A 25383-nucleotide genomic window follows, 5' to 3' on the forward strand; every position below is an offset into this window, starting at 1 on the left:
GCCTTGACCCTGCTTCCGTGACGCCGATATGGTGCCGGTCTCTTCGGGATGCGCAATCCTGTCACCGTGCCGGGAGATCCAGTTGGGCGCCGTCGCCAGCCTGCCACCTTCTGCCTTGACCACGGCCCCCGTGCCCGGGTCGGCATTGCCCGCCGCGATGCCGGACGGCGAGGACGCGCTCACCACGCTCGTCGGGCTGGTGCGCGAGGACCTCGAGGTCTGCAATCGCACCATCGTCGCCAACATGGACAGCCCGGTGGCGCTGATCCCGCAGCTCGCCGCCCATATCGTGGCGGCCGGCGGCAAGCGGCTGCGCCCGTTGCTCACGCTCGCCGCCGCCCGCATGTGCGGGTATGCGGGCGGGGTGCGCCACGTGAACCTGGCCGCCTGTGTCGAGTTCATCCACACCGCCACGCTGCTGCATGACGACGTGGTGGATGAAAGCGCGCTGCGGCGCGGCCTGGCCAGCGCCAACGCGGTGTTCGGCAACAAGGCCAGCGTCCTGGTCGGCGACTTCCTGTTCGCCCGCGCCTTCGAACTGATGGTCGCCGACGGCTCGCTGAAGGTGCTCGGCATCCTCTCGCGCGCCTCCGCCACCATCTCGGAAGGCGAGGTGCTGCAGCTCGTCACCCAGAACGACCTGTCCACTTCCGAAGAACGCTATCTCGACGTGATCCGGGGCAAGACCGCGGCGCTGTTCGCCGCCGCCTGCCAGATCGGGGCGGTGGTGGCCGATCGCCCCCTGTCCGAGGAAATGGCGCTAGCCGAGTACGGGATGAACATCGGCATCGCCTTCCAGCTGGTGGACGATGCCCTGGACTACGCCGCCGACCAGGCGCAGCTCGGCAAGACCGTCGGTGACGATTTCCGCGAAGGCAAGATCACCTTGCCGGTGCTGGTGGCCTACACCCAGGGCACGGCCGAGGAACGCAGCTTCTGGCAGCGAACCATCGAGGAATGCCAGCAGACCGAGGCGGACCTTTCGCATGCCATGGATCTGATGGCGCACCACAATGCCATCCGCATCACCCTCGATCGTGCCGCTCATCTTGCCGCCGAGGCACAGGCGAAGCTCTCCCTGTTCCCCGATAGTCCGTTCAAGACCAGCCTGATGGCGGTTGCCGACTACACCGTAAGCCGCGTGCGGTAATCCCCGCGGGGGCCGCGCCGCGGCGGTCCCCGCCCTCTTTCCACAGGACGGCGCCCTCTCCCGGGCCGCCAGCCGGTCCGACCTTGCCGCGCCGGTTCATGGATGCCTGCCGGAGAGGGCGATGGATCACCGCCTGTTGCTGCTCAGCGTCCTGTTCCTGCTGATGGTGGCCAACGGCGCGCCGATCCTGGCCGGCAAGCTGGTCGGAGGCCGCTTCGCCGCCCCCATCGACCGGGGCCTGAGATGGCGGGACGGACGGTCCTTGTTCGGCGCCTCCAAGACCTTTCGCGGCGTGGCGGCCTCAATCGGGGCCACCGCGGTCGCGGCGCTGCCGGTTGGGCTCGACTGGATCAGCGGCGCCGCCCTGGCCGCCGCCGCCATGGCCGGGGACCTGTTCGCCAGCTTCCTGAAACGCCGCCTCGCCATTCCCCTGCATGGCGAAGTCTTCGGGCTCGACCAGATTCCGGAAGCATTGCTGCCTCTGCTGCTCCTGCGCCTCCGACTCGGGCTGAGCTGGCTGGATGTCGCCGAGGTCGCGCTGATGTTCGTCGCATTGCAGATCGTGCTGTCGCGGGCGCTGTTTCACCTGCGCATCCGGGATCGGCCGCACTGATGCGCCGGTCGCGACGGGTTGCCGGCCCGACCTATGCCGGCCTGGTTGCGGGGCTGCGCAGGCAATGCAGCGCGACTTCCGGCGGACAATTCAGCCGCACGTCGATGATCGAGGTGCCTGCCCCCACGGAGGTGTAGCCGATCATGTCGTGATGCCGCCAGAAGCCACGGGCGAAGCGTCGCGGGCTGTCGGCGTCGGTCAGCACCGGCATGCCACCCGGCAGGCAGATCTGGCCACCATGGGTATGGCCGCACAGCATCAGGTCGAATCCGGCATGCGCCGCGTGGCGATACGCCTCGGGCGTGTGGCACAGCAGCACCGAAGCAGCATCGGCAGGAATTTCGTCCGCGGCGCGGTGGAAATTATCCAGCCGGTAGAAATGCGCATCGTCCACGCCAGCGAGGTACAGCCGGTCATCCCCCCGCGCGATACAGGTGAACTCGTTGACCAGCAGGCGATAGCCCATCGCCTCCATGGCCGGCACCAGGCGCAGCGTGTCATGGTTGCCGAGGATGGCGAAAGCGGGGCCGCGGATCTGCGCACGCAGGCGCACCAGTCCCGCAAGCACCCGATCGAAACGGCCGAAGGTGCGCGCCCGGTAATCGCCGGTCAGGACACATATATCGTATCGCAGCGGTGCGATGGCCTCCAGCAACGTGTCGACGAAGGTGTCGTTGATGTCCAGATGCAGGTCGGACAGGTGCAGCAGCGTGCAACCGTCGAATGCCTGCGGCAGGTTCGGCAACGCGATCTCGTGCCGACGCACCGTGATCCGCTGCGCATTGCGCCGGCCGCGGTCATGCAACCCGAGCAGACGCAACGTCCCCCGGATCAGGCCGTGAATGGAATACCAGTTTTCCAGATGGAAGAAATGCGTCCCTCGCCGGAACACCTGCGTCTCGAAATCATGCTCCAGCCCGAGGCGCTGGCGGATGTACACGCGGCCCAACCGCGATTCCAGGCACGCGAGCCTGGCTTTCTCGTCGGCAGTGAGGTCGGGTGATTGCATGCGGGGGGACTGGATACCTGGCCACCGGAACTCCCGGCCACGGCGGCAGGACAGGAACCGGCAAGGAGAAGACAAGCTAGCCCTGCCGACCGCGGGGGTCGAGCCATCGGTCGCCGCGCCATCCGATGGAACGGGAGGAAGGCGCATGCGGCATATGCAGATCACATCGGCATATGCCGCCACATGAAAGCGGCCATGCCGACCGGGGCCGGCAGCGGCCACACTGTTCCCCTGATCCGTGTCACTCCCAGACCCATCCCCTCGCCAACACCAAGCAATCATCACCGGCCGAGAGCGCCTGAGCCAACCGGATCGTCGCCCTGCATCCGGACAAGGCCGGGCACGTTTTGCTCGCCGTGACATTTGGCGGTGTCGCCTTTTACCCGGACACCCAACAGGTATGAACCATCCCGTGTTGAATGCGCGACGTTGGAAGGAGCACTTCGAACAGGTCCTTGATTGATGTACCACGCATGGCCGCTGCAATTCGGTCTGATGAGAGGGGCCACCTCATCAGGACATGAACAAAATCAACAAAAATCGCGCCAGAGATGAAGATAGATTTCAAACTAAACTGAACACATAATTCTTACTGTTCTGGCAATTGTCTTAATAGCATCTTTTATGTTCAAATCTGCCATATGATAGTTTCAAGTTATGCTAGATAAATTTGTCATTAATATGGAAATTTATACATAATGTTGCAGATTGTTGTTTATTGTTTCTAAAAGCATTAGCAAAATAACTTGCATATTTTTATTGCTTGCAACAAAACTCCATAAATGTCATTGTTATAGAAACTGTTAGAATAGTAACATAGTTCCATCTATGCGATATTTTTAACACATTAACTTATAAATTCGGAAACTTCACAGAGTTTTGATTTCATGATTCTAGAATTCATTTCGTTCTTGCCACGCCTCACAATCGAAATAGCAGATCTTTGTACCCTTGCTGTAGCGGCTTATTTGCTTGTTTGATAAGGCGCATCACAGCGCCGGACAAAACCGAAGGTTGGGTTTTATGGTGAGTCTTGTCGACTGGGACGACCTTCGCTTCTTTCTTGCCGTCGCGCGATCAGGCAGTTTCTCGGTCGCCGCCCGCAGCCTACGGGTGACACAATCCACGGTTGGACGTCGCATTGCCTCTCTGGAAGCGGCCATGGGCGCCCGCCTGCTGCACCGCACCACCGAGGGCTACGTTCCGACCGAGGCAGGCGAGGCGATCCTCTCGCATGTCGAGCGCGTCGAAGCCGAGACCCTGGCGCTTGTCCGCGCAGTACAAGGTTACGACAGCCGGCTTGAAGGAAACGTGCGGGTGGCAGCGCCCGATTTCGTGGCCAGCCGCCTGCTGGTGCCGGCGTTCTCCGCCCTCAATCTGCGCTTTCCAAAAATCTCGATCGAACTGCTGCAAAGCGGCGCCTGGCAGGGCTTTTCAGCCAAGGAGTGCGATCTTTCGATCCGCGCCGGCCGGTTCGAGCAACCCGATCTTGTCGTGCGCCTGCTCGGTCGTCTCAGCTTTCGCCTGTATGCAAGCGCGGGTTATCTCGCCGCGCACGGTCATCCCAATTTCGACGACGCCTGCGAAGGCCATCGCCTGATCGTGGGTGACACCATGTCCGGCCCAACCGAAGCCGCCTGGCTGCAGGCAATGACCGGACGCGCCACGATCGCCCTGAAGGCGGCCAGCTTCGAGACCCTGCTGGGCGCCGTCGCCAGCGGCTATGGCATCGCCGCCCTGCCCCGCTTCGTTGCCGAAAGCACGATCTATCCCGCTTTGGTGCGGCTCACGCCGCCGACCCCCGCTCCACATGTGGAGCTCTGGCTCGGCGTGCACCGCGAAACCCGCAGCTCGGCCCGTGTCCGCCAGGTCATCGATGCGGCCGCCAAGGCGATCGCCGCGCAGGAGCGTTTGCTCAACCCACCCGATATCGGTCTCGTATCCCCCGTCTCCGAGGTGGTCAGCCACGTGGCCCTGCGCGCTTCGGCGTGACTGGCCGTCCGCAAGCCCGCTGCTCCGCTGTTCGGTGTTGCGACACCATGAACGTGCGACATTGCGGATCGTCGCGGCTTGCCATCAGGTCTTCGTGCCCCTCTTCTCCCGCACTGATCCCGCCCCCGAACTGATCCGCAGCCCGGGCATCGTCTTGCGTCAGGGCGGGAATGGCTGCCTTGTCCAGGATAATGGCCAGTGAATCCAGGCATCTCCGAAGTCGCTCCCGTGCATTCCCCCATGGCTGCGAGAGTCGCCAATCACTCATGGACCTTGCTTCGGTTCAGGATTGGCGCCGCCTGTGTCAGACGGCTCAGCCGCACGCGGGGCGGTCTTTCCCTGATCCGGCACTTGCGCCAGCGCCGCCTGACCGCCCCGCTCTACCGGGCGCTCGTCGGCCACCATCAGGTCTTTGCCTCGTTACATGAGGCAAGTGCGGCCGTTGCGCCCTACGCGAACCAGGGACATCACAACCCCGCCAATGCGGAGCTTCATCTCAACCTGAGCCAGACCGCCCGTCCAAGTGACTATCCGGCGCTGTTTCATCTCCGTGCCCTGTTGCCGGCGCTCCACCGGGTTTTTGACCTGGGCGGCAATGTCGGCAATTTATTCTATTGCTACTCGAAATACCTGGAATTGCCGCAGGAACTTGAGTGGCAGGTACATGACCTGCCGTCGAATTTGCTGCGCGGCGCGGCGCTTGCGAAAGAATGTCACGCGCACCGGCTTCGGTTTTCCGAAACCTGGATGGACGCCAGCGGGGCTGACCTGCTGCTGGCCTCGGGGTCACTGCATTATTTCGAACATCCGTTGCCCGAGATGGTGGCCGAGCTGCCGGTTCGCCCCAGGCATATCCTGATCAACCGGACCCCACTGACCGATGGCCCGCCGGTTGCGGCCGTGCAGGAGGCGGGCGCATTCCGCGTGGCCTGCATGCTCTACAACCGCCAGACTCTGATCCGCGATTTCAAGCGGCTTGGCTACGAGATGGTGGACAGATGGCAGGTTCCCGAGCTCTCTCTCGACATTCCCGGTTATCCGGAGCACTCGGTGCGGGCCTATTCGGGATTTTTCCTCACTCACCGGGACGGTTCGGCGATAGCCGGCGGAAGCGGCCCCTGAGGTCCTGCCCTCTCCTTGCAGCGCTGCTGCTTCCGGCGCGTCCGCGGCATCCGGTACGGCTGCGGTCGGATTTACGACGCATGGCTGCCACCGACGCCCTCAGAGCGTTTGACGCGCCTGTTGGTTGGGCTTAGAAGAGGCGCGGCAAACGTCGTGTCGGGCTGTGTCCCGGTGTGCGGCTCCCGGCGGAGGGGTGGCCGAGCGGCTGAAGGCGGCGGTTTGCTAAACCGTTGTACACCGTCAAGGTGTACCGTGGGTTCGAATCCCATCCCCTCCGCCATCTTCCATTCAGGTTCGACGCCGTGAAATGGGCTTCCTTGACTCTTCGCCCGCCGATTCCCCGCGATACCCATCTAGCGGGAGCATCCCCTGCGGCGCGCAGCGGAGCAGTTTCATGCAATCGGCACATCCCCACGTTCCGACAAGGCTCCCGCCCGATGGGGTGATTTATCCTCCATGTGCCAAAAGGGTATAGAGCCAACGGCTGGAAGTCAGTTCGGAGACCTGGAGCGGATGGGCCATTTCGGTAAGTCGGCATTTCTCTCGGGAGTGGCCCTGCTCACGGCGGGTCTCCTGAGTGGGTGTGACGAAAAGCCGCGTCCGCCGGCCAATGCGCAGGGGCCATCATCGGACACGGTCGCGCATGCGCGCCGGGTGGCGGAGGAGAAAATCCGCTCCAACCTGCGCACCCCGGAGACAGCGCGGTTCCGGGGCGTGCAGATATATCAGCAGGCGGACAACCGGGTCGTCGCGGTATGTGGCCAGGTCAACCCATCGGGCCGGCAGGATCAGGCGTTCATTCCGTTCGTTTCGGTCGTGACCTACACACGACGCCCGGACTCCGGCACCCCCGCTTTCGACATCGAGCAGTATATCGGCACATCAAATTCCGAAGCGACCCGTGTCTATATCGAAATGACATCGCGCTGCGGTGAAAATGGTGGCCCCTGGCAGATCGGAGCCCGCCAGGTGATCCCGCCACTGCCCCCCCTGCCGAGCGACCTGCCTGATCAGATCCAGCCATCGCAGCCTTCAAGAACCGGTTCCGGTGTGGCCGGGCCGGTCGGCCTGACGCCGGTACCGGTGCCAGTGCCCGTCCCGGTGCCTGGCCCTGGCCGGCCGATGGAAGCAGCACCGGTCTCGACAGCGGCATCGGGCCCGAATGTGACCATGCGGCAGGCCGGCAACATCCGCACCGCCCCGGTGGGCGGCAGCCCGCTTGTGCGTGTCGCGCCGAAAGGGGCCGTGCTGAAAGTCTTCGCGCAAGCCCCCGGCGGCTGGCTTCAGGTCGGCGAGACCGAGGCGGAGGGCTGGGTTCACTCAAGCCTGGTCGAGACTCCGTAGCCCCACCGGGTGGCCCACGCCGGCCACGGCGCCAGGACACCACGGAAGGGCATGGTCATTTCAACTGGCCGGACGGATCCCGCCCTTCCCGCCGCGGGCCGGCGTTTTGCCCGCCCTGCCATCGCCATGGCGGGCACGCCGCCCGATTTGCTGGCGCATCGGGCGGCCCATCGTGTCCTGCTGCCTCAGCCAGCGCCCCTGCCCCCCAGCGGCTGCCGGATCATGTGGAGCGGCAGGCATCGCACGCATCATCCACGGCAAAGCGGCGGCAGCAGCACAGGACCGATGCCGGGCGTCGGATTCATGCGGTTCCGCTGACGGCCAGGCCATCACAGCCGCCGATGCGCAGGATTGCGGCAAGCAGACGCAGTGCATCCGGTCCCCCCCGGTCAGCGAGCGTGCCCGCCTCCATTTCCCGGGCCAGCACTTCGGCCTGACCGGCGACGGTATCGACAGCACGACATAAAGCCTCCTGCGACAGGGCGATCTGGAGATCGTCCGAAAGCAGGTCCCAGCTGGCAAACATCGGAGCTACCCTCAGCGCCATTCTGGCGATTGACGCCGCGGATCATCCGCGCGGTCCCACGCTGACTGTGCCGGCGATCCGTTAATTCGCGGTTGAAGCCCGGCCGGGCTTATGATCGGCCGGGCGTGACGAGGGCCGTCCCATCCGAGGCATCGCCGCAACGCCCCGGACGGGAGTACCGGTCATTCGCGCCGTGCCAGCTCGTAGAGCGCCACTGCCGCCGCCACGGAAACGTTCAGGCTGTCGAGCCGCCCGGTTGCCCCCGGCATGGCAATGCCGACCACCTCGTCACAGGTGTCGCGTGTCAGCCGCCGCAGCCCCTCGCCTTCGCTGCCCAGCACCAGGGCCACGCGGCGTTGCGCGAGCGCAGGTCCCGACAACGGGAGGCCACCGGCATCAAGCCCGATCACCCAGCATCCCGCCGCCTTCAGCGCCACCAGCGTGCGCGCGATATTGACGGCGCGCAGCAATGGCACGGTCTCCAGCGCCCCTGAAGCGGCCTTGGCCAGGGCGCCGGTTTCCTCCGGCGCGTTGCGTTCCTGCACCACCACCGCGGCCGCCCCGAATGCCGCCGCGCTGCGCAGAATCGCACCGACATTGCGCGGGTCGGCCACCTGGTCGAGCACGATCACCGGACCGGGGTGTTCGAGTGCCTGCGCGAGCGTCGGCGGTGTCAGCGCGTCGCTGAGCAGCGCCACCCCCTGGTGCACCACATCGCGCCCGAGCAGATGTTCAAGGCGGCTGCGCTCCACCCGTTCGGGCGACACCGGCCAGGGCTGTTGCTGACGCGCCGCCAAGGCAGCCTCGGCCTCATCGGTCACCAGCAGGCGGCGCATCCTGCGAGCCGGATTGGCAAGCGCCGCCGCAACGGCATGCAGCCCATACAGCCAGACGGCACCGCGTGGCGCTTCCGGCAGGGATGGCCGATGCTCCTGGCCGCGATGCCCGCTCCGCGGCGCATCGTCCTGGTCGTCCGCGTGCGTCCGGACGGCACGGCCTTCGGGACGAGGCCTGAAATTGGCGCGCTCCTGGTTGGCGCGGTCCTGGTTGGTGCGCTCCTGGGGGGAATCACGCCGGGGGCGTGGCCTGTCCTGTGCCGGCGTCTCCTCGGGGCGCAGCGGGCGGTCGACGAACCGGCGAGGCCCTGCCTCGGCGTGATTGCGTGCGGTGCGTTCCTGCCCACCCGCGCGCCGATCCTCCCGATTTTGTAACGAAACATCCTGCCGCGGCTGCGGTTTGCCAGGATTGCGCTGCGAGCGCTCCTGAGAACCGGGCCGGTCATCGCGGCCGCGCGGGCCGGTGTGGCGCGGAGTCTCGGCGGAGCCGCCTTGTGGATGCGAATCGCCCCGGCGGATCGCACCTGGGCCGCGACCTGGACCGCCGGGGCGGCGTGGACCGCCACCAGCACCGCGGGATCCCGAGCGGGAGGAAAAGGGAGGTTTCATGCCAGACCGGTATAGCCTTTCCGCGCCGCCGGCGACAGCAGGGGCGGCCCGCGCGGATGCCGCGTTGACAACAGTGCCAGGAAGGGGTTAGTCCCCGCCTCCACCGGAGGGGTGCCCGAGTGGCTAAAGGGGACGGACTGTAAATCCGTTGGCGCACGCCTACGTTGGTTCGAATCCAACCCCCTCCACCATCCGCCTTTTCAAAAATTTGTTGCGGTCCCTGCGGTCGGCGTGCCGTCCGGCTCCGCGTCGGATATGCTGGCTTTTTTGGCGCCCTGCCTGGTGCCGGGGCCTGTTTGGCCCGTCGCCCTGCGCCGTCAGTGCGCTCAACGCATGACACCCTTTGCCGGCGACCAATTCGGCTGGATCCTCGTGCTTTCGTTGCCCCCGCCATTCCGGCCCACCGCATCGCCGCAGTTGCCAGGAGGGCGGTCATTGCCGTCGCGTTGTCCTGGTTGGCGGCAATGAAGTCTGCCTGCAGCGGATTTCAGACGATGTCGCCAGGAGACCGCGCCAACTCTGCCCATGTCACCGGCATTTCCCCTTGCTGTGCCCACTGCCGCCCCATGCCGGTTTCGGCAATCGACTGCCATCTCGCGAGAGTCAAACCGATATCGCCGCAACTGTCGGCACGCGGTGGTTCTTGCATGCCAGTCAGACCACAAGATTACGAAAGCGGACATCGGCAGTGTGGCGCCCCGGTGTAGCACCGGGCTGCTTGCCAGATCTTGGAAATCCTTAAGTCCCTGACGGACCAATGCCTGTGGGCAGGCATATGCCGGGTGAGGGATTTGAACCCCCGACCTTCGGTTTACAAAACCGCTGCACTACCGCTGTGCTAACCCGGCGCACACCCCTTCTACCACGCCCTGCAGGCTGAGAGAACCCGGCTTCTTTTTTGATAATTCAATGAGTTATCAGAGAAGGCGTCGTGCGCCGCACAAGGATTATCCCCTTTCCCGATGCGTCACCGGTCACTGGCCGCTTCGGCTGTACCGGGATTTCCGCCGGCCATTGTCCCGTATTTGTTCATGGCGCGGTGCAGATGCTCGGTCGCCAGGCGGGAGGAGCGCATCGTCATCGCGATGGTCTTGTGGTCGAGGATGACTTGCAGCGTCGGCAGGTTCACCCCACCCACCGGGCCACGATCCTGCACGACCGCTGTGCCAATCCGACGCACGCCCCTTCTGCCACGCTCCATAGGCCGAGAGAACCCGGCTTCTTTCCTGATAATCGAATGGATTATCGGGAACGGCGCCGGCGCCGCCACAAGGATGAGATGCCCCCAATGTCGGGAGCCTCCTTCGTAGCACGGCTCTTCGGCGGCGAAGGCACCGTCCCTGCCAGGACATCACATCAGTGCGGCCGGATCGGAACCACCGGTTCCCGGCGCGCCTTCTGCCCCGGGCCTGCCGCTCGCCGTCTTGCGAATAATCCACGAATACCGCGATCGAAGAGCCATGCAACCAAGCCGCCCGTCACCATCAGAGCAACCACGACCACCAGCGTCGAGTACATCTGCGCCTCCCTGCGGGGCGACAAAGCCTGACTCCATTTCGTCCTGACGGCAATTCACTGGTGCTGATGGAAGATGGCGACCATCGACGCCGGCATGCGTCGTGAACCTCCAGGCAATCGGGGCGGAAATGAATTCATGCCGCCATCAGCAAAAGTCACGATCGGCCGCGGTTATCCCGCCCAAAACCACAGTTCGGGGATCCGGCTGTCCCTTCCGGCGGATTTTGCGCCGTGTTGGAAGCCGCACCGGGCACAGATCCATCATGCTCAAGACAGGAACAAACCGATAGTGCGCCTCGGGCGAGATACGGCGGACGGAGGAAAACATCGTCGATATCACCTTGGCATGACCGCCTTCACCAGGCCCAGCTTACCGGCCACGCCCATGCACCTGGAGGCATACCGTCGCTGCATCTGGTTCACAGCGCGACACCAGGATACCGGAGCATTTCCCGTCCGCACCGGGGACGAAGAATGCTCCGGCCTGAGTCCGGCGAGCATCCCGCACCGACACGCGCACCCATTGCGGTCGGAGGATGCCCCAAGTCAGGTTTGCGCGTTCGGTTACAAAAACGAGGAAGAAGCTCGCGCAAACATCAAGAATTTTACTTAGCTGGCTTTGGCAGCCAGCGGCTTGATCGCCCCGCGCGACGCCTCGGCAGGCTGCGAGGCGGCGGGTTCGGTGATACGGGCGGATTCGAACAGCCGTGTCACCGTCGACTGATATGCAGCCACATCGGCCGCGAGCCGTTGGAAGATGCCGGCAGCCCATTCCTGCTGTGCCTTGAACAAGTCCGGGGAATTACCCGACTGCTCGAAGGCCGCCACGAACCGATTGGCTTCCGCAATGGATTCACGGCGGCGGCGGAACCAGTCGAGCAGGACCGGCTCAATCGTATCCAACACATCGGCCTGAGTCCTGAGGAATGCGCTCGCCTGGCCTTTCAGGGCCGGATTGGCACTGAAATTGAAAAGCGCACCCAAAAAGTTGGCCGCAGAGCTGTTCGGCTCGGCCGGGCCGGAAGATGTTACAGAATCTGGCATGTTGCTCTTTCCGTTCTGTCCAGCAAAACACGAAGATGCAGCATGGAGGAGTTGAGTGTAGCTGCTGCCCTTCAGGGGAAGGGCGTTTCCTCTCGGCCGAACGTGGCGGCGCAAGTGGAACTCTCTCCACTCACCAATAACAATTTTTTTGAAACCACGCCCCGGCTCTTGGTAGCAATTGTAAAACGAAGGCTAACTTTTGCGAAACCACAATTTTGTTAATACAGTCTATCAGGCTTATCCCATTCCTTGGAAAGTGATGTCACAACCAGCCCCCCAATATTGATTCCCTTACGAATTTCGCGACCAGGCCATGCTCGACCTGGCGTGACTGTCGATCGTCACGGGCGACGCCGCCCGGAAGGGCTTCGCGTGGAAATGGTCATCACAGCACGCCCTCTCTGCCGGCGGTTTCGCCCGTTGTGACAGGCCATGCCATCAGCCAGGGAAGATTTCCGATCATCCGGAATTCACGATGAACGCCCATCCGCTGCAGCCGCGGAAGCAATGGCTGTGACCGGCTCCGCCGGCTTCGGCCTGTGCTTCCCCCGGGTATCGTCCGGACTGCCATGCTCACCGGCACCACCTGGCAGCTCACATGCGGCGGGGGCTGAACGGAATTCCACCTCGGATGCCTTTACCCGGGGCGTCAGCACCGCATTTGCCCTGGCAGCCACGGCGACAGGACCATGGTCCGCCGCATCGGTCGCGCCTTCCGTCGTGCCTTGCTGGGCTTCGCATCGAAATCGGCACGCGCAACGACCTGGAAACGCCAAAACACCGGTTATCCTCCATGGAATGCGGTGCTTCCGCTTGATCCAGACGATCAAAGCCGCAGAGGTGGGGACTTCACCCCGATCAGAACTTCATTGTAATCAGCCCTCAGCCCCAGATCGATATTGTCGATCTTCAGCAGCATGAAATTCAGTCCCGAGTGGCGCTGCAGGAAACACACGATATCGTATCCCCACTCCACGGTTACGAGCGAACCGCCCTCACCAATCGGGCTGTCATGATATTCCGGCGCCAGCAGATGATGAATCCTGCCATCGACAATCTCAGCGCGGCGCCTTGAAGTTTCGCCGATGCCGCGGATGATGGGAGTCGTCATCACGGTGATGCCACCAGGCCTGAGGGTCCTGGCGATTTCCCTGATGGCCTTGTCCGGATGAAACACGTGCTCGAACACATCCTGGGTAATGACGACATCGAATGATTCGTCAGGAAAGGTCTGGCTTTCCAGGTTTTCGGCACGGTACGACCGACAGGGCATCCCGGGCACCTCCACGACCGTGCCGGGGGGGACGGAAACGTCATACTGCGATGCCGTATAGCTGGCGCACTCTCCGGCGAGCCGTCGGCTGACGATGTCCCAGCCCGGCGAGCCTTCGTGGATCGCAAGCTCTCTCCAGTCAGGCCTGAACTGGCTCAGGACATGCATGACCACCCGGTGGCGCGGGATCGAGCCGCACTGGTCGCATTTGAGGAAGTCACGAAAATAGGGATCCGTCGCCGTGAACACCGCGTTCTTTTCGCATCCGGGGCAAAATCCAGCATGCGAGAAGCTGAACTGTCCTGCCAGGTTCCACGGCATTTGCATGGCTTTTCGATGTCAGGCGCCGGATCGGCGCTCCCTCTGTTGCAGCAGCAACCGAAGCTGCCGCACAATGCCCATCTTGCCGGGCGTCCCCGCCGACGTACGCTCCGGCAGTGATGGTTGCAACGGCCCCATGATCATGCGTGGCAGCATGGCCATGGCCACATCCGGGAGAACCGGCAAGCCGCCTGACGAACACGGCAGACGCCGATGCGGATATGCGTCGCCCCCTCCTGGCAGCCTGCAGGTCAGACCCGGAAGCGCGGCCAGAATTCAGGCCGGGAAGGCTGGATCAATGCCTCGGCCGGAATGTGCCATTCGCGATGGAGCCGGAAGGCCTGCTCCATCGTCAGGCCGCGCTTGCGCGAGAGGATCTCCGATGCGCGCGAGCGTGACCCCAGCACCCCCGCCAGGTCGGCCTGGGTGTAGCCGGCCTGCTCCATGCGGAAGCGGATGGCATCAACCGGATCGGGCGCCTCGATGGGCCAGCGATGCGCCTCGTAGTGTTCGATCAACGCGGTAAGCACCTCGCAGCGCGCCGCCTCGGGCGTGCCCGGGTCGGGCGCATGCGCGAAGCAACGTTCGATCTCCTGCAAGGCCCAGTCGTAATCGGCTTCCGTCTTGAGCGGCCGGATATCCATCACACCGTTCCTGGATCAAGGGCATCGTATTCGGCACGGGTGCCGACGAAGATGACGAACACGCTCCCCAGGCGATAGGAAACCCGCGCCACCACCCGATACCTGTTGCCGTCGATCGCGAAGATGATGCGGTCAGCGGGGGCGAAGTCGGCGAAGCGAAACAGCACCTTCACATCCGCGGGCCCCTGCCAGCTTGCCTTGCTGACCATGGCATACCAGGCCCGGAGCGGCCCGGTGGCCTGCCGATGACGCCCCCAGAACTGCGTCAGTAAGCGCCTGGCGATGACCTGCATACGAAAACATAGCCCGTTCCCAATTTGGGAACAAAGGGAAATTTCCGGAGCAGCGAACGGACGCAAGCCGTGGCCGGGATGGTGAGCGCCGGCAGCTATTGCGGCGGCCCGTCCTCGCGCCCGTCATCGGCCGGGCGCCGCCATCCCAGGATGATCCGCACGCAGTCCCGTGCCTTCCCGTTATCGGTGATCCCGCGGAACCGGCGACGCAGTTCCGCGGCGGCCGCCAGTTCGCCGGACCTCTCATAGGCTTCCCGGATGGCGGCGGCATCTTCTGCAGAGACCATGAACATGCCGACAGCATGAGAGCGCGCCGACAGGTGGGCAATCCGCTCCGTGATAAAATCACGCCTCTACGATCGCGGCGCGCGGTGCGCCGGGACGGCAGCAATGCCGCGTTTCAGCCGCGGCGAACCGAGGCGTAGGTGAGCGCGATCGTGAGATCCGCCCGCTCCACCCCCCAGGTCGCTGCAATGGCATGGATGATCTCGCGCATGCGTTCGCGGCGCGCGGGCGTGCCGGGGGGAAGTCCCTGCACGGCGGCGTCGGCCTCGAAGGCCGCTTTTGCGGCGGCGATGGCATTGGCCATCGGGTTTTCTGGCTCTGTCATTCGCCGGCTATAGCCTGAAAGCGCGGGTTCTTTCCAATCCAGGCGAACGACAGAAGCAGCCGCATCACGCCCGCCTCCCTCTCGACCAATCCCCCTGCCCCTTCCCACCACACGGGGTCACGGACGCAGCACCACGTTCCCGCTCACCTCCCCGCGCTCGACGAGTTCATGCGCCGTGACGATCTCGGAGAGCGGCAGGACGCGACCGATCGCGTGCTGCAGCCGCCCCTCCTCCAGCCAGTGCGTGAGCCGGGCGAGCCCCTCGGCGCGCGCGGCCGGCGACAATTCGTAGACAATGAAAAAGCGCACCGCCGCGCCGGACAGGATCATCGGGCCGAAAGGCAGCGCCACCTCCGGTCGGCCGGATCCGTAGCAGACGCAGCACCCGTCCCGCGCCACCACCTGCGGCAGCAGCGCCGCGTTGGCGGCCAGGTCCACTTCCACCACACGATCGACGCCGCGGCCGCCTGTCAGCATGGCCACGCGGGAGGCCACGTCTTCCGTCCGGTAATCGATCACTTCATCCGCGCCCGCCACCCGCGCATGCGCCGCCTTCGCGGCCGAACTCACCGTCGCGAGCACCTGCCGCGCGCCCAGCAGCTTCGCCATCTGGATGGCGTAGTGCCCCACCGCGCCGGCGCCGCCCGCGACCAGCACCGATTGTCCGGCGACGCCGCCATCGATCTGCACCGCGCGCCAGGCGGTCAGGGCCGGAATGCCGAGGCAGGCACCGGCCTCGAAATCGGTCGCCTCAGGTAGACGCACCGCCTGGGCAGCAGGCAGCGCGATGAACTCGGCGGCCGTGCCGAAGGGACGCTTCCATTGCCCGTTCCAGATCCAGACGCGTTCGCCGATGCGGCCCGCGTCCACGCCCTCACCCACGGCCTCCACCGTGCCGGCCCCGTCGCTGTGCGGAATGACGCGAGGCCCGACCATGGGCCGGCTGCCGCCACGCGTCTTCCAATCAGAGGGATTCACGCCCGACGTGACGAGCCGGACCAGCACCTCGCCCGGCCCCGGCGAGGGTGTCGGCAGCTCGCCCAGGATGAGCACCTCACGGGCCGCCCCTGTCCGCTCGTACCAGGCTGCGCGCATCGTCCGCCTCCCTCTGTGCTCCCGTCCAGGTCCACTCGGCCCAAGATCCGGCCCATGACCCACCGGGACAGGGCGAGAGGGTAACACGCCCAGACGTTGGCAGCTCCGTTTCCTCTGCGGTCCGGCAGCCATCGGCATCGGGCCGGCGGGGCCACCGCACACCCTTGTGGCGCAACGGCTTCTCCGGCGATGCCTGTGAAGGAACTGCAATGCTATTGTCATCAGGACGCAACCACACCGCGTTAAGCGCGACCGGACAGGCGTGGAGAAAGCAATGACCCTTGATACGCTGCAGATGACCCGCCGGCATGCCATGGCTGCCGCGGCCGCCACCGGCCTCGCTCTCGCCACCGGCTCCGCACGGGCGCAGGCCCCCAGCGGGACGGAGACGGCGCGCGGAACGGTACTGGGAGAAAGCGGCGGCACACGCCAGCCACTGGCCGGGGTGATGGTCTCGAACGGGCAGGATGTCGTGCTGACCGATGCGGCCGGACGCTGGAGCCTGCCGATCACGCCTGGCGAGTCGGTGTTCGTGATCAAGCCCACGGGCTGGAAGCTGCCGGTCGACCCGGCGACGCATCTGCCGGCCTTCGCCTATGCGTACGCCCCCACCGGCACGCCCGGCGGCGAGGCATTCCGCTTCGCCGGGCTCGCGCCGACCGGCCGGCTGCCGGAAAGCATCGACTTCGTGCTGACCCGGCAGGAGGAACCCGGCCGCTTCGACGCCCTGCTCTTCACCGATCCGCAGCCGGAAAGCCTCGCCGAGGTCGGCTTCATCCGCGATGCCGTGGTGGCGCAGGCCTCCGGCATCGACGCCGCGTTCGGCATCACCCATGGCGACGTGATGTTCGACGACCTTTCCTACTACGACCGCTACAACCGGATCGTCGGCAGCATCGGCGTGCCCTGGTACAATTGCTGCGGCAACCACGACATGAACTACGAGGCGGCCGACAACACGCTGTCGCGAGAAACCTTCAAGCGCGTCTACGGTGTCCGCTGGCACGCCTTCCAGCACGGCGGGGCAACCTTCTTCATCCTCGACGACGTGGACTACCTGGGCACCGATCCGAAAGGCGAGGACGGCGCGGGGAAATACCGTGGCCGCTTCGGCGAGCGCCAGCTTGCCTTCATCCGCAACGTGCTGGGCCATGTGCCGCGCGAAAGCCTGGTGGCGTTCTCCTTCCACATCCCGCTGCGGACACAGCAGGGCGACGCCGCCTCACTGATCGCAACCGACGCGCGCACCTTCCTGGAGACGATCTCCTCCCACCCGAACAGCGTCAGCTTCAGCGGCCACACCCATACCAACGAGCACTGGTATCTGGGGGCAGAGGACGGGTTCTCGGGCGGCACCCACCACCATCACGTGCTGGCCGCCGTCTCCGGTAGCTGGTGGAGCGGGCCGTTCGACGAGCGTGGAATTCCGGTGGCGCTGGAAAGCGACGGCAGCCCGAACGGGTTCCACGTGCTGTCGGTGGACGGCACGCGCTACACCACGCGGCTGGTGCCGGCGAACGACCCGAACCGGGGCCAGATGCGCATCGTGCTCGACAACCAGTTGCACGCCGGCCGTCGCGGTCCGATCCGCGATGCGCACCAGGGTACGCTGCTGCGCGGACCGATCGACCGCGAGACAGTGGCGTCCACGCGGGTGCTGGTGAATTTCTTCGACGGTGGGCCACGCTCGAAACTGGAGATGGCGGTGGGGGATCAGGAGTTCGGCGCCATGCGCCGCGTGCCGCGAACCGATCCCTTCGTCGTCGATGTCTATACGCGCAACGCGGCGACGAAGAAATCCTGGGTCGAACCCGGGAAGTCGACGCATGTGTGGCAGGCACGGCTGCCGACCGACCTGCCGGCGGGGACCCACCGCATCACCGTGCGGGCGACCGACGAGTACGGACGCCCGCATGTTGCCTGGATGGTGCTGGAAGTGGTCGGATAAGGCCAGGGCTTTGCCCTGGACCCAGCAGGGGCCACAAGGCTCCTGCACCCCGGGTGCGCTGCGCGGCAAAGAATGGGTTCCAAGGGCGAAGCCCTTGGCAGGTCCAGGGCAGCGCCCTGGTCGGGTGCGGGGTGAAACCCCGCCAATGCGGCTTCAGCCGACCACGATCTCCACGTGATAGGCAATCGTGGATGTCACGTCGCTGCCGTAGAAAGCGCCTTCGACCGGCATAGTCGCGGCCTGGTCCGGGGCCGCGCACAGGGCGACGTGGCCATCGTCCACCGCGACGCCATGGGTGGGATCGAAACCACGCCATCCGAGACCCGGCAGAAACACCTCGGGCCAGGCATGCAGATGGCGTCGTCCATCGCGCGTGTCGGCCCGGGCCTGATAACCGCTGACGAAGCGGGCGGCGAGACCAAGGCTGCGGCAGGCCGCCATGAACAGCACCGCGAGATCGCGGCAGGCACCGGAACCGAGGGCCAGCGTCCGGGCCGGCGCCTGTGCGGCGCCGCCGGCGCGGATGCGGCGTTCCAGATGCGTGAACAACCATCGGGTCAAATGATCAAGGAACGGCAACACCGCCCACCCGCTTTCCGCGGCCAGCGCCGTCGCGAAGGCGCTCACGGCGTCATCCTGTGCGCCCTGAAGACGGTACCCGGCCAGCGGATCGTCCAGGGTAGTGGGCCAGGGCAGGAGTGGCAGTCCGGGATCACGCAAGGCCGGTGCAGCAAAGGTATCGACCGCGAAGCTGCTCTCGACCCGCAGGATGTCGGAGACTCCCTCGAAGTGGACATGGGTGATCGGGTTGCCGAAGCGGTCCGTGGCCTCGTGGCGCATGACCGGTTCGGGGGTCACGACGATGCTCCGGGCCAGGATGCAGGTGGGATCGACCCGCGGCGTCAGCCGCAACAGGTGCGGTGTGAACCGGACCGGCGCGCTGTACTGGTAGAGCGTCTCGTGGCGAACGGAAAACCGCAAGCTTCGGCCTCCGGACTGGTGCAGGCGCAGGCTAGCCGCATTGCGCAAGGATGCCCAGCCGGCTCGCGGGTTCAGCCACGGACAGTAAAACGAGCGAAGCGCCCCTCCAGGCCGGACGGCAGCCGCAAGGGCAGCGGGGCGTGCGCCTGCACGAAATCGGGGCGGCAACCGGTCGGGCGAAAAGCCTGCGCCGCATAGTCGCGCACCCCCAGGGCCACCAGTTCATCGGCGAGTTGCGTGAGCGCCCCGGCATCCAGCAAGGCCGGGTGAACCGTCGTGCGCACCTCGCAGGCAATGCCCGCAGCCAGCACGCGGCGCAGGCTCTCGCGCGCCCGCAGGCCACTGTCGGGGACACCGGTTATCTCGGGGTAGCGGTCGAACGGGGCCTTGGCATCGAAACCGACCCAATCGACCAGATCCAGCACCGCGGCCAGACGGTCGGGATAAGGACCGGCAGTGTGCAGGCCGACACGAAAGCCAAGATCACGCACTGCCCTGATCGCAGCAGGCAATTTCGCCTGCAAGGTCGGCTCGCCACCCGAGAACACCACGCCATCGAGCAGGCCGATGCGCGTGCGCAGTCGTGCCAGCACCTCGGTCCAGGCAACGGGACCAGGACCGGCGGCCCGCAGATGCGGGTTGTGGCAGTAGCCGCAATCCCAGGGGCAGCCCTGGCAGAACACGGTGGCAACCAGCTCGCCGGGCCAGTCGCAGGTGGAAAAGCCGGTGACGCCGCCGACGGCAAGCCCGTCGGCGGCGGTAGCGTGGTCAGTCGGCGTGGCCGGCAACCTGGCAGCGTTCGAGGTCGAAATAGACGCGCTCACGGAATTCGCCCTGCTTGCCGCGATTGAAGGAGCTGACCGGACGGTGATAGCCCATGACGCGGGTCCAGACCTCGCAGGGCTGCCGTTCCTCGTCGCGCAGCGCGACGGTTTCGGGAATCTCGGTGATGGTGGCGCTCATGCGGTCGCTCCGGTGTCGGCCCGCAGCGTCTTACGCTGCTTGCGGGCAAGGATTTCCTGGTCGCAGATCGGGCAGAACTCGTGCGTGCCCGAAAGGTAGCCGTGGCGCGGACACACCGAGAAGGTCGGCGTGACCGTGATGTAGGGGATGCGGAAATTCTCCAGCGCCCGTCGCACCAGGCGGCGGCAGGCATCCGCGGAGGCAAGCTGCTCGCCGAGATAGAGGTGCAGCACGGTGCCGCCGGTGTATTTCTGTTGCAGCTTCTCCTGCCGCGCCAGCGCCTCGAAGGGATCGTCGGTGAAGCCGACCGGTAGCTGCGTGGAATTGGTATAGTAGCACATCTCCGCAGTTCCCGCCTGCAGGATGTCGGGGAAACGCTTGCGGTCCTCGCGGGCGAAGCGGTGAGTGGCGCCCTCGGCCGGGGTCGCTTCCAGATTATACATATGCCCGGTCTCGGTCTGGAAGGCGCCGATACGCTCGCGGATATGATCGAGGAAGCGCAGCGCGAAGGCATGGCCCCATGCGGTGGTGATGTCCTCGGCATCGCCGGTGAAGTTGCGGATCATCTCGTTCACGCCGTTCACGCCGAGCGTGGAGAAATGGTTCCGCAGCGTGCCCAGGTAGCGCTTGGTATAGGGGAACAGGCCGTCGTCCATGTGGCGCTGGATGACCTTGCGCTTGATTTCCAGGCTGGTGCGCGCGAGTTCCAGCAACTCGTCGAGCCGCCCGAGCAGCCCGGCCTCGTCGCCCTTGAACAGGTAGCCAAGCCGGGCGCAGTTGAGCGTCACCACGCCGAGCGAACCGGTCTGCTCGGCGCTGCCGAACAACCCGTTGCCGCGCTTGAGCAGCTCGGTCAGGTCGAGCTGCAGGCGGCAGCACATCGACCGGATCATGTTCGGCTTGAGCTCGGAATTGAGGAAGTTCTGGAAATACGGCAGGCCGTACTTGGCGGTCAGCGCAAAGAGCAGCTCGGCGTTTTCGCTGTACCACGGGAAGTCGGGCGTGATGTTGTAGGTGGGGATGGGGAAGGTGAACACCCGCCCGCGCGCGTCGCCCGCCATGACCACCTCGAGATAGGCCCGGTTGATCATGTCCATCTCGGGCTGCAGCTCGGCGTAGGTGAAGGGCATCTCCTCGCCGGCGATGACCGGCACCTGCTCGCGCAGGTCCTCCGGGCAGGTCCAGTCGAAGGTCAGGTTGGTGAACGGGGTCTGGGTGCCCCAGCGCGAGGGCACGTTCAGGTTGTGCACCAGCTCCTGCATTGCCTGGCGCACTTCCTCGTAGCTGAGCCGGTCCACCCGAACATAGGGGGCGAGGTAGGTGTCGAAGGAGCTGAAGGCCTGCGCCCCGGCCCATTCGTTCTGCAGCGTGCCGAGGAAGTTCACGATCTGGCTGACCGCGCTGGTCAGGTGCCGCGGCGGGCCGCAATCGATTTTGCCCGGCACACCGTTCAGCCCTTCCTGCAGCAGCGTGCGCAGCGACCAGCCGGCACAGTAGCCGGCCAGCATGTCCAGGTCGTGGATGTGCAGGTCGCCCTCGCGATGGGCGCGGTCGATCTCGGGCGGATAGACGTGGGAGAGCCAGTAATTGGCGATCAGCTTGCCGGAGGCGTTCAGGATCAGCCCGCCCAGGGAATAGCCCTGGTTGGCATTGGCGCTGACCCGCCAGTCGGTGCGGCCGAGATAGTCCTCGATCGAGGACACCACGTCGACGACGGTCTGCTGCGAGCGGCGCAGCCGGGCATGCTGCTCGCGATAGACGATGTAGGCACGGGCGGTGACAACGTAGTTGGCGCTGATCAGCACCTGCTCGACCACGTCCTGGATCTGCTCGATATGCGGGATCTGGTCGGGGAAGCGGAAGCGCAGCACCTTGACCGCCTGGATGGCGAGCAGTTCGGCCTCGTCGGCGCCGAACTCGCCGCTGGCCTGGCCGGCCCGCTCGATCGCCGAGCGGATGCGGGCGCGGTCGAAGGACACGGTCTGCCCGTCGCGGGTGACCACGCCATTGGGACCGACGGCGGCCTGCGGCGCGGGGCGCAAGGCGGCAGGCAGGCTGGCGGCGGTCTCGGAGGGGCTCGTTGGCATTGGTCACGCTCGATGTTGGGCGGCGTCGCCGCCGGACTGTTCCGCACCGGCGACACTGCACCCCACGCGATCGAGGTCGATCGCGTGGTCACAAGATGTTGGGGAACATCAGTCCCGCAGGCACCACATATGGCTAGACCCACTTCCGGCGCCGCGTCAAACGGATTTCAGGCGAAAGCAGTCGGGGCTTCTCCGCCCGCCCCAAGAATGGCGGAAATCATCCGGATCGCCACCGAGCCCTGGCGCATGACCGACCCGGCATATCGGGCGTTGGTGCCACGACTCGGGTTCCGGCGCCACCCGTGGGGGCTTCGTCCCCGGCCCTCCCGCCAGGAGATCCCATGCGGGGGCGGCGGCCAGGGACGAATATTGCTGGACTCGGCACTTTCGGCCTTGGTGATCACACTTCAGCCGGACCGTGCCGGTAATTCCGCTGTGGATCCGATCGGAACGCCGGGTCTGTTCACCCGATCTCCTCGCGGCCGCCAATCTGCCCGCCTTGGCGAAAGAAGGCGGCACGGCCGAGGTCGCGGCAAAGGTATAAGGCGGAGCCGAGCAGGCTGCGGCTGATCACTGTGGGACGTACGACAGGCATACCCCCGAATCTCGCCAGGAACGCCCCGTTTTCGGCGGCATGGAACCCATCGAAATCCATGCTCAGCCTGCGATCCCGGGACAGTTCGACAGCGCGCCAGATCACGCTGCTGAGCGCACTGCTATCCGAGACGTCAGGATCGCGTGCCGTCACCCAGAGATAGAGCACGGCGTCATCCCAGACTGCAGCGACGGCCGCAGCGTCCTTGCCGCCGTCGCCCGTTGCAGAGATGATTGCGGCCTGCTGCCGCGGCAGTGCGCTGCCGAGTATCCTTGCAAGTGCCTCATAATCGTTCTTGTCTGGTCCCTTCCGCTTTGCGTACTGGGACCTGAGGAGCGAAATGAAGCGGTCGGCGTCCGAGTGGATGGAAACGTCATAACGGTTCCCCGCGACGCGCACACGGCTGCGTATCCGCGGGTCCATGCCCTTCCACGCGTCCTCCTTGCTGACGTCAGCCGCGATCTGGAACGTGAAGCGGCGAACCGACGCCATGCCGTTCAGTGCGAAACCCAGGTCGGCATCAGAGTGCGGCGGAAGCGTTTGAACGAAGCAATCATACCGCGGCAACTGCCTGATGAGAGCACCGACAGTCCGCTTCAGTTGGGCGGCCCTGGTCACCGGCTTGCCCGCTGGCAGAGTGAGCATGGGGCCAAGAAGCCTCGTGTACGGCGGCATCATGACGAAGACAGCCCCCTGTTGGCGTCTCCTGTAGTAAGGGAGTCGCCCCCCCACCGACCCGTCCCACTTGAGTTCAACCTCCTCCCAGGTACTGGCGCTTGCGGCATCGAGCCACCAGTTTTCCTGGAATATCGTCAGACCTGTCGTAAACGAAGCTGGCGATGAGCAGGCCACGGCCTCTCCACCCTGCTCGACGCAGGCCAGCCGCGACAAAGTATCATAACTCATAAAGACGTTCTGCCATACCACAGGTGTAATCTCGTTATGATAATCCGACATATTTTGGCGTCAGTTTATTCACAACAAAGTAAGTGAAGTCGTTTTTTGTAAAAATTTGACAGTACAGCTACTGATTTTGTTGCAACATATGGGTCATGCCGTCAGTTAGCTGTTTTTGGCTGTCAAATTTTTGCAAATAAGCAATTCTGGCTGATTTTAAATCATTGTAAACTAACTGATAAAACTTCTTTGCATGATATTTGATTCTCGAAATAAACAGAGGTATTTCTAATGCGTGGCCAAATTTAGACAGAAAGACAAATGATTTACAGTATTCAGTCTGAGCATTTGACCATCTTGATTTATAATCATACTCTAATATGCGAAAATCAAAATTTAGTTTGTTATTATAAGCCCAACAGGCCAAATAATCAATTAATAAAATTCCTGGAGAGTATTTCTTAAATTCTGTGTCGTAAGTGATGATATATAGCTCAACGGATTTGGAGCCAATCATAGCTATTCCCGCGGCAACGAAGCAACCGTCCATCCGCATCGCAGCCACAAATGGCGATCGGGAAAGGTCAACCCTGCCCGCCAACTTGATAAAAAAATCTTTTACTGTGTCATCACACAACCATTGTACATTTAAATTTTGGTTTATCGCCCATCGTTTCTTGTAATCAAATAACCACTCCAAGGCGACCAGGGTATCAGAGGCGCCATGACACCACCCGATCTCCAATTTTCCTTGCGCCTGCAAATGCCGCTTGCCGCGCCTCAGGTTCTTCCAATATTTTGCAGAAATGGATTTTAAAAATTCGTCCCAGGTTGCAAATTTGCTATAATCAATCCAATAGCCATTGATTCGCTCCGGAGTAACCAATGGTAAAAACCATCCCCGTGGAGCCAAGGCGAGGGCACGATCCAATGAACTATTGGTTTCCACAAAGGGAATTCGCAGGATGTCAGCGTGAATTTTCTTGAGCGCATCCACGACGCTGGCGAGAACATCCTCACGGGCCCCGTTTCTGATCAGGGGCCTGCCATATTCCTCATCGTTCCCACACGTCAGACATTTGCCAACCAGGAATGGTCCCTTTGCATAAATTGCAAATGGCCATATCGCAACCGGTCCAAAGACATCATAGACAATAATGATTTCGATCGCAGCGCCATGCGCGAAGGCAATCTCGGCAGCCACCTTAGAATAATCATATGACAAATAAAATGGAATATCAGCAACGCTGCTAGCGATATCATTCCATATATTGTGAATTGATTGAAAAGAAACGGAGCCTTCAAATCTCCTTATTTCATTCCTGAGACACATCACCTCATCCGCATCAAGAAAGCTATCTGCCACCACAGGGCCCACCGATTTGTATTTTTGAATAGACAATTATCTGTCCATTAAAGATGGCTGTCCCAGGGAGAGTCGCGAAGAGCGCACACGCCTTGGGCGAAAGCATCAAACCCGGCACTGATCGACCCAGCCGGAGGCCGGCCGCGAACGGCGCGACCCGGTGGAAGCATCCCCCACCCAAGTCGTCCTTAACGGTACCTGCCGCTCCTGCTGCCGTCCCAGTGACATCCACCACCGCCCATTTGCTCGGACCGGGAACGAATCAGCCTGGAGCCGTTTCGTCAACAGTCTGTTAGGTAACATTTCAAATTGTATCTGCGGCGGCACATCAGAAGACCGGAGCACACCAAGATACACAATACAAAAAGTTGAATATCTTTGGGCGTATAATCACCAAAGGAGATCAACTCTCCTTACCCCGTATCTCAACTCTGCCCTTATCGAGACCGGGATGGTGGATTTGGAGAAAGTGGGCCATGCGGCCTGTGCCATCGCTGGCAGCAACGAAAAGCCAGCGGGGGCATGATCATCGTGCGCTGCGCCGATG

At 63.8% G+C, this 25383-nt stretch carries 25 protein-coding genes and 3 tRNA genes; 8 read left to right on the forward strand and 20 right to left on the reverse strand.

Annotated elements, in window-relative coordinates:
* The first annotated feature begins 82 nt into the window (after window positions 1-82).
* Both NBY65_RS05950 and NBY65_RS05955 read left to right on the forward strand, forming a co-directional pair.
* Window positions 83-1150, forward strand: coding sequence for a polyprenyl synthetase family protein (locus NBY65_RS05950; protein WP_408894633.1), 1068 nt, complete (start codon window positions 83-85; stop codon window positions 1148-1150).
* A gap of 121 nt (window positions 1151-1271) precedes the next feature.
* A complete protein-coding gene (locus NBY65_RS05955) occupies window positions 1272-1763 on the forward strand; it encodes a CDP-archaeol synthase (RefSeq protein ID WP_150038316.1) in 492 nt (163 codons plus the stop codon).
* A gap of 31 nt (window positions 1764-1794) precedes the next feature.
* Here NBY65_RS05955 and NBY65_RS05960 read toward each other — a convergent pair whose 3' ends face one another.
* Window positions 1795-2703 carry a metallophosphoesterase gene (locus NBY65_RS05960; protein ID WP_239002616.1) on the reverse strand — a complete coding sequence of 303 codons (909 nt, stop codon included), beginning with the start codon at window positions 2701-2703 and terminating at the stop codon, window positions 1795-1797.
* Between the two features lie 1041 nt (window positions 2704-3744).
* On the opposite strand from NBY65_RS05960, the gene NBY65_RS05965 reads away from it, so the two are divergent.
* The 4 genes from NBY65_RS05965 (at window position 3745) to NBY65_RS05980 (ending at window position 7230) form a co-directional block, all read left to right on the forward strand.
* Window positions 3745-4764, forward strand: coding sequence for a LysR family transcriptional regulator (locus tag NBY65_RS05965; RefSeq protein ID WP_150038314.1), 1020 nt, complete (start codon window positions 3745-3747; stop codon window positions 4762-4764).
* Window positions 4765-5115: 351 nt separating this feature from the next.
* Window positions 5116-5886, forward strand: a complete 771-nt coding sequence (locus tag NBY65_RS05970; RefSeq protein WP_162530340.1) for a methyltransferase, TIGR04325 family — start codon at window positions 5116-5118, stop codon at window positions 5884-5886.
* 187 nt (window positions 5887-6073) lie between these two features.
* Window positions 6074-6166 (forward strand) — tRNA-Ser (locus NBY65_RS05975).
* A gap of 233 nt (window positions 6167-6399) precedes the next feature.
* Complete coding sequence (locus tag NBY65_RS05980; protein ID WP_162530339.1) at window positions 6400-7230, forward strand: SH3 domain-containing protein; 831 nt, start codon at window positions 6400-6402, stop codon at window positions 7228-7230.
* Between the two features lie 301 nt (window positions 7231-7531).
* On the opposite strand, the gene NBY65_RS05985 is transcribed toward NBY65_RS05980, so the two are convergent.
* Both NBY65_RS05985 and NBY65_RS05990 read right to left on the reverse strand, forming a co-directional pair.
* Window positions 7532-7756: a hypothetical protein gene (locus tag NBY65_RS05985; protein ID WP_150038309.1), complete on the reverse strand. Its 225-nt coding sequence runs from the start codon at window positions 7754-7756 to the stop codon at window positions 7532-7534.
* Between the two features lie 182 nt (window positions 7757-7938).
* Window positions 7939-8874 (reverse strand): TrmH family RNA methyltransferase, encoded by a 936-nt coding sequence (locus NBY65_RS05990; RefSeq protein ID WP_408894677.1) that lies wholly within the window; start codon window positions 8872-8874, stop codon window positions 7939-7941.
* 432 nt (window positions 8875-9306) lie between these two features.
* Here NBY65_RS05990 and NBY65_RS05995 point away from each other — a divergent pair.
* A tRNA-Tyr gene (locus NBY65_RS05995) sits at window positions 9307-9392 on the forward strand.
* Window positions 9393-9977: 585 nt separating this feature from the next.
* Here the strand turns inward: NBY65_RS05995 and NBY65_RS06000 are convergent.
* From NBY65_RS06000 to NBY65_RS06050, 11 genes are all read right to left on the reverse strand, one after another.
* Window positions 9978-10049: transfer RNA gene (locus tag NBY65_RS06000), tRNA-Thr, on the reverse strand.
* A gap of 119 nt (window positions 10050-10168) precedes the next feature.
* The gene (locus NBY65_RS06005) at window positions 10169-10330 is read right to left on the reverse strand and encodes a hypothetical protein (protein WP_162530338.1); all 162 of its coding nucleotides are present in this window, start codon (window positions 10328-10330) and stop codon (window positions 10169-10171) included.
* Between the two features lie 227 nt (window positions 10331-10557).
* Window positions 10558-10719 carry a hypothetical protein gene (locus tag NBY65_RS06010; RefSeq protein ID WP_162530337.1) on the reverse strand — a complete coding sequence of 54 codons (162 nt, stop codon included), beginning with the start codon at window positions 10717-10719 and terminating at the stop codon, window positions 10558-10560.
* 609 nt (window positions 10720-11328) lie between these two features.
* Entirely contained in the window at window positions 11329-11763 is a 435-nt protein-coding gene (locus NBY65_RS06015; RefSeq protein ID WP_150038307.1) for a hypothetical protein, read from the reverse strand.
* Between the two features lie 826 nt (window positions 11764-12589).
* Window positions 12590-13357 (reverse strand): class I SAM-dependent methyltransferase, encoded by a 768-nt coding sequence (locus NBY65_RS06020; protein ID WP_162530336.1) that lies wholly within the window; start codon window positions 13355-13357, stop codon window positions 12590-12592.
* Window positions 13358-13375: 18 nt separating this feature from the next.
* Window positions 13376-13519 carry a hypothetical protein gene (locus NBY65_RS06025; protein WP_162530335.1) on the reverse strand — a complete coding sequence of 48 codons (144 nt, stop codon included), beginning with the start codon at window positions 13517-13519 and terminating at the stop codon, window positions 13376-13378.
* Window positions 13520-13608: 89 nt separating this feature from the next.
* The gene (locus tag NBY65_RS06030; protein WP_150038303.1) at window positions 13609-14001 is read right to left on the reverse strand and encodes a helix-turn-helix domain-containing protein; all 393 of its coding nucleotides are present in this window, start codon (window positions 13999-14001) and stop codon (window positions 13609-13611) included.
* The gene (locus tag NBY65_RS06035) at window positions 14001-14294 is read right to left on the reverse strand and encodes a type II toxin-antitoxin system HigB family toxin (RefSeq protein ID WP_150038301.1); all 294 of its coding nucleotides are present in this window, start codon (window positions 14292-14294) and stop codon (window positions 14001-14003) included. The genes NBY65_RS06030 and NBY65_RS06035 overlap by 1 nt, the downstream gene beginning before the upstream one ends.
* Before the next feature lie 95 nt (window positions 14295-14389).
* Window positions 14390-14581, reverse strand: coding sequence for a hypothetical protein (locus tag NBY65_RS06040; protein WP_239002609.1), 192 nt, complete (start codon window positions 14579-14581; stop codon window positions 14390-14392).
* Between the two features lie 113 nt (window positions 14582-14694).
* A complete protein-coding gene (locus NBY65_RS06045; protein WP_150038297.1) occupies window positions 14695-14904 on the reverse strand; it encodes a hypothetical protein in 210 nt (69 codons plus the stop codon).
* A 117-nt stretch (window positions 14905-15021) separates the two neighbouring features.
* Window positions 15022-15999, reverse strand: coding sequence for an NADPH:quinone reductase (locus NBY65_RS06050; RefSeq protein ID WP_150038295.1), 978 nt, complete (start codon window positions 15997-15999; stop codon window positions 15022-15024).
* Window positions 16000-16273: 274 nt separating this feature from the next.
* On the opposite strand from NBY65_RS06050, the gene NBY65_RS06055 reads away from it, so the two are divergent.
* Window positions 16274-17947 (forward strand): calcineurin-like phosphoesterase C-terminal domain-containing protein, encoded by a 1674-nt coding sequence (locus NBY65_RS06055; protein WP_150038293.1) that lies wholly within the window; start codon window positions 16274-16276, stop codon window positions 17945-17947.
* Between the two features lie 153 nt (window positions 17948-18100).
* Here NBY65_RS06055 and NBY65_RS06060 read toward each other — a convergent pair whose 3' ends face one another.
* From NBY65_RS06060 to NBY65_RS06085, 6 genes are all read right to left on the reverse strand, one after another.
* The gene (locus NBY65_RS06060; RefSeq protein WP_150038291.1) at window positions 18101-18928 is read right to left on the reverse strand and encodes a transglutaminase family protein; all 828 of its coding nucleotides are present in this window, start codon (window positions 18926-18928) and stop codon (window positions 18101-18103) included.
* A 71-nt stretch (window positions 18929-18999) separates the two neighbouring features.
* A complete protein-coding gene (locus NBY65_RS06065; RefSeq protein WP_239002608.1) occupies window positions 19000-19752 on the reverse strand; it encodes an anaerobic ribonucleoside-triphosphate reductase activating protein in 753 nt (250 codons plus the stop codon).
* Entirely contained in the window at window positions 19697-19891 is a 195-nt protein-coding gene (gene nrdD, locus NBY65_RS06070) for an anaerobic ribonucleoside-triphosphate reductase (RefSeq protein ID WP_150038289.1), read from the reverse strand. The genes NBY65_RS06065 and nrdD overlap by 56 nt, the downstream gene beginning before the upstream one ends.
* Window positions 19888-21978: a ribonucleoside triphosphate reductase gene (locus NBY65_RS06075; RefSeq protein WP_150038287.1), complete on the reverse strand. Its 2091-nt coding sequence runs from the start codon at window positions 21976-21978 to the stop codon at window positions 19888-19890. Before NBY65_RS06075 ends, nrdD begins: the two co-directional genes overlap by 4 nt.
* Window positions 21979-22441: 463 nt before the next feature.
* On the reverse strand, window positions 22442-23530 hold the full coding sequence (locus NBY65_RS06080; RefSeq protein ID WP_150038285.1) for a GNAT family N-acetyltransferase: 1089 nt from the start codon (window positions 23528-23530) through the stop codon (window positions 22442-22444).
* A gap of 67 nt (window positions 23531-23597) precedes the next feature.
* Window positions 23598-24872, reverse strand: a complete 1275-nt coding sequence (locus NBY65_RS06085) for a GNAT family N-acetyltransferase (protein ID WP_150038283.1) — start codon at window positions 24870-24872, stop codon at window positions 23598-23600.
* Window positions 24873-25383: the final 511 nt, after the last annotated feature.

Source organism: Rhodovastum atsumiense (assembly GCF_937425535.1).
Lineage (GTDB): Bacteria > Pseudomonadota > Alphaproteobacteria > Acetobacterales > Acetobacteraceae > Rhodovastum > Rhodovastum atsumiense.